The 4,462-nt window shown below is 37.1% G+C and carries 5 protein-coding genes and 1 tRNA gene; 2 read left to right on the top strand and 4 right to left on the bottom strand.

Going from position 1 to position 4,462, the window contains the following annotated elements:
• Positions 1–49 precede the first annotated feature (49 nt).
• Positions 50–160: a DUF2905 family protein gene (locus tag AB1397_06105; GenBank protein MEW6482556.1), complete on the bottom strand. Its 111-nt coding sequence runs from the start codon at positions 158–160 to the stop codon at positions 50–52.
• Between the two features lie 30 nt (positions 161–190).
• Positions 191–261, bottom strand: a tRNA-Gln gene (locus AB1397_06100).
• A 627-nt stretch (positions 262–888) separates the two neighbouring features.
• Here AB1397_06100 and AB1397_06095 point away from each other — a divergent pair.
• Positions 889–1,398 (top strand): winged helix-turn-helix domain-containing protein, encoded by a 510-nt coding sequence (locus AB1397_06095; GenBank protein ID MEW6482555.1) that lies wholly within the window; start codon positions 889–891, stop codon positions 1,396–1,398.
• Complete coding sequence (locus AB1397_06090; GenBank protein ID MEW6482554.1) at positions 1,395–1,874, top strand: IS630 family transposase; 480 nt, start codon at positions 1,395–1,397, stop codon at positions 1,872–1,874. The genes AB1397_06095 and AB1397_06090 overlap by 4 nt, the downstream gene beginning before the upstream one ends.
• Before the next feature lie 41 nt (positions 1,875–1,915).
• Here the strand turns inward: AB1397_06090 and AB1397_06085 are convergent, their stop codons facing one another.
• Positions 1,916–2,137, bottom strand: coding sequence for a hypothetical protein (locus tag AB1397_06085; protein MEW6482553.1), 222 nt, complete (start codon positions 2,135–2,137; stop codon positions 1,916–1,918).
• Between the two features lie 184 nt (positions 2,138–2,321).
• Positions 2,322–4,462: translocation/assembly module TamB domain-containing protein (locus AB1397_06080; GenBank protein ID MEW6482552.1), on the bottom strand; the 2,141-nt coding region annotated here is incomplete at its 5' end.

Raw genomic sequence — 4,462 nt, 5'->3', positions numbered from 1 at the left:
TCCTTCTGAAGGGAAAAAAGGAGAAACTTAAGGTTAAGGTTGCGAAATATCAGAAATTTTCCCTTTTTATTAAAATATCACCCGGCATTTTAGGGAAGAAGCAAAGAAAAGCGCCGATTCCTGCAATTGCAAGCCCTATAAAAATAAGAAGCCTTCCCATTCAATTTTTCTTATCCAAAATTTTTTACTTCTGGGGAGCGAGGATTCGAACCTCGGCACCAAGATCCAGAGTCTTGTGTCCTACCGCTAGACGACTCCCCAATCTGTCACCCCGAAATAGTAAAATTTAAATCGTACAGGCAAGGCGGAGGGCATATACTTCCCCTGCACCACCTTCAAGAAGAATTTTGCTACATTCTTCTTTTTAAAGAAGAAAAAATTACAAATTAAAGGCTAACATATACAATTTCACCTATAAAATTTACCATATTTGAGGGCATTTGTCAAATTTTTATCTCAAAACAGTGTTGGATCAACTAAAGAATGGGAGGGTGGTTTATGCTGATAAGGATAAAATGGAACGATACAATACCCCAAGGTTTATCCTAAGGTAAGCTACTTCCCAATCACCATAGCCTTACAATCAGAGAATTCTCCCGCAGAAAGCTTGTAGAAGTAAAGGCCTTTTGAGAGGGGTTTTCCTTCTGAATTTTTTCCATCAAAGAATATGGCTTAAGCCTTCCTTTGCCTTGGTGTATGAGCCTTTCTTTCTAAAGCCTAGATCAATTGTTCTTACCTTTTGTCCGGTAATGTTATAGATGGTAAAGGAAACATAGGAATCTTCTGCTATATGTAACGCATAAATAGTTGCATATAATTAAAGTTTGTGATATAATTGGAACAGTCTATTTTTTAAGATTATAAAGTTGTAAAAGGAGGACTGTTCCAATGAAAAGAATTGAAATTCCAGATGTCGAAACATTCATTGCTGGAATCCAAGATGAAATATCCCATACTGCTGAAGGTAAATATTACCATAGATTGCATGTTGCTCTTCATGCCCTTAAAACACACAACTTCTACGAGTCTGCTAAAATCTACGACCACTCTCCCCACAGCGTCTATAATTGGATTCACCGTCTCAAAACAAAGGGGCTGGCTGGATTATGGGAAGGGAGACGTTCTGGCCGACCCCGTAGACTCACTCTTGCTCAACAAAAAGAGTTGCGTCAGCATTTATTGCTTTCACGTCGAGAATTTGGTTATCACCAGAATATTTGGGATGGACCATTACTCTCTTATCATTTGGAAAAACATTTTTCTGTATGCCTTAAAGTTAGACAATGCCAAAACCTTTTCCACAACCTGGGTTTTACCTTACAGAGACCTCGCCGTAAACCAGCCAAAGCTAATCCCGCAGAACAAGAAGCTTTTAAAAAAAATTCCAAGAATGGTTGAAAGATTCTGGTATCGAGGTTTGGGCAGAAGACGAAGTTCATTTTCAAAGAACCAGTACTCTTATTCGTGCTTGGGCTCTCAAGGGAAAACAACCTCATATCCTTTCGGCATCTACCAAAGAAAAGATTGGTTTCTTTGGAGCAGTCAGTTTGAAAAGTGGTCAATTTGTAACTCAAACAGCTCCTACTTTCAATTCCAAAGCATTCAACAATTTTCTCTGCCATTTGCTCGGATATATTCACAAACCCACTCTTTTGATTTTAGATCGTGCCAGTTATCACAGGGCAAAGAGTTTAAAACCTTTTCTTGCAGAACACCAAGATTATCTCAAGATAGTTTTTTTGCCTCCATATTCACCAGAACTCAATCCAATCGAACGGGTCTGGAAAATCACCCGTCGGCGGGTAATACACAATCGTTACTTTCCTACCCTAAAAGAGCTCGAAGAGACTCTCACTGCCCAATTTGCTCAATGAAAGCACCCTAATGATGCAATTAAAGTTCTTTGTGCAAATATTTAATGCGTTATATATAGAATGACATAAAGAAGGTTTTGCAAAGAATCTATCCTGCTGGTAAGTTTCTCATCAAGGTCATTTATCCTTGTGTTCATCTCCTGCCTTAAGCCCTGCACCTCTTCTTTTACAATCTTCCTTATCTCCTCAATATCCTGTTTGGTTAAGCTACAATAGGCAGGGAATGTCAAAATCATCAAAATCCCAAAGATTGCTCTTTTCATTTCACATTACCTCCCATTCCCCTCTTTTAGAGGGGTGTCTGCCGAAGGCAGACGGGGTGTTAGAGGGGTGTCCCGAAGGGACAGGGTGTTTAATCCTTTGATTTGTATGTGTTTATGAATGTTAAAATAATCTTAAAGGAAGCAAAGAAAAAAACTCAAAAATGGATGATATTTAAACACATAACTAAAAACTGACATCTTTCTTAATGCCAATCTCATAATCTTCATCTTCCCTTTCCCCTTTTGGTGTATAGAGGTATCTAATCCGTGTTCTTTTTCCTACATCATATTCAAAGCCTATCCTATGCTTATACCTATATTTTTCACTTTTATAATCCTCAATACGGCCCTCATATATAAGATAACACCTCTCGGTTAAATACCTTCCTATCTTTACCTCTGTTCCAACAAGGCTATAGCTATATGTTTGTGTTCCTTGGAATATATTTTCAGCAAATGGGGTTATAACCTCAAGGTCTAGCCTTACAAGGCTCTGAATAGAGGAGGCAAGCCCTTTTGTTATCCTCTTTCCAACCACGCTTGCAATAATCCCAACTGGTTTTTCCTTTTTTCCTTGGATTATCCTAACAAGCTCATCTTCGCTTTTCTCTGGAAAGGAAGGAGAGGAAAGGGAAAGTTTTAAGGGTAAAGAGAGTATTCCGCTGTGAGAAAGCCTTAAAGGAATTCCATCAATTGTTGCACCTGCATATCCGGTAAGATAAGGAATTCCATCCCTAAATTCAAAATCTGCGCTACCAATAGAAAAATTAGAGGAAAGGTATTCAACTATTCCCCTTTTTGAATGGCAAAAACCACTTGCTTTTATCATATCTTTCTCCTTAACAAGCCTTATCCAACCCCCTTTTCCTATCTCTATATCACAAAACTCATTATAAAACCATACATTATGACCAGCTTCAATCTTTGGTCCATAGATAAATTGGTTTAAAAACCCTCCACCCAAACCTTGCTTTGTTGGAGGATATGTAAATCTTGCGTTAGAAACAATAATTTTACCCTTGCTTACCAGCTCATCCTCAATATTTTCAATGATAAGCTCACAGGATGCCTCTCCTTTTATAATACCAGGAATATCTATTTTTATTGGCTCTCCACTTGTCTTAACCTCAAGCCTATTTTCTGAAATTTGTTGTAAGATAATCTTTGTTTTCTTTGTCCTTCCAGCAAAACTTAAGATTTTAATCTCGCTATCATCTATAGAAAGCCTACAAGATACATCATCAAGTGGTTCTTGAAATATAGGAAGAAAAAGATCTGAACCAACAATGCTTATTTCTCCATCTATCTCTAAATCCCTTACCTCTCCCTTTGCTGTAATCTTTCCTGTAACTTTGGCAGGACCTATTTGTAAATTATCAAAAGAAACAACAAGGTTACAAACACCTTTCTTTATAGACCCAGAAACCATACCAGAAAGATTTATCCCTTCCAATTCCTGATATTGCATAGCTTCTGTAATATCGGGAATTCTATAGCCTGATATAATGATATTCCTTGTAAAAAGCGTGCCATCCATTGTTTTATCTTTATATAAGCCATTAAATGAGAAAGAGCCACTAATGGGAAGCTCGGCAATTTTGAAGGAACAAGCATTTCCTTTACTTTCAATTTCTCCCCCAGAAAAAATGTCTGTATCAATAGAGATAAATCCATCATCAAGTGTAATATCTCCGCTTGATGAAAAAGCCTTATCCTTTACCTTAAAACAAAGGCTAATAGAATCTGCGTTTATTCCTTGAAAGAATGTTGGGTTTAAGACCTTAATCCTCCCTATAATCTCTGGATTTGTGATAAAACCAGAAAATGTGGCGCTCCCCTGTGCTATTCCAGAGATATGGGGGGGAATGAGGAAGATGTTTGAAAGGCTTGAGAGGTTCTCATTATTAAACCCGGCAAAACCCGATATGGTTTTTGAGCTAAGAAAAACATCAAGCTCAAAGGTGGTGTTATTAACCCTTCCATTTTTTATGGTAAAGGTATCCTCAATTATCATTATATCAGCGATGATCTTTGGCGATGTAGAATAAATTTGTCCGAATATGGAGGGGTTTTTTAGAAAGCCAATAAGCCTTCCCTTAAAATCTACCTTTGCTTTGAGGTTTTTTAAAATTCTATCTGTTTTTATATTTGTGATAAGAATTGGTGCATCTATTTTATCTTCTTTTATCTCAAATGAGCTATAAATTGATGTTATCCCATCCACCAAAAGCTCAAGGTTTTCTACAAAGATTCCATTTTCTAATTTAACATTGCAAAAGCCCTGATTTATAGGAATTTCTCCAAATTTTCCATATTCTATAAAAA

This window comes from bacterium, assembly GCA_040756715.1.
In the GTDB taxonomy this organism is placed as follows: Bacteria; UBA9089; UBA9088; order UBA9088; family UBA9088; genus JBFLYE01.
This window is presented reverse-complemented; position numbering and strand designations above follow the sequence as displayed.

Bases quoted from the DNA above. Each gene is read 5' to 3' on its own strand.
- AB1397_06105 (MEW6482556.1), bottom strand. From the start codon at position 160: ATGGGAAGGCTTCTTATTTTTATAGGGCTTGCAATTGCAGGAATCGGC.
- AB1397_06095 (MEW6482555.1), top strand. From the start codon at position 889: ATGAAAAGAATTGAAATTCCAGATGTCGAAACATTCATTGCTGGAATC.
- AB1397_06085 (MEW6482553.1), bottom strand. From the start codon at position 2,137: ATGAAAAGAGCAATCTTTGGGATTTTGATGATTTTGACATTCCCTGCC.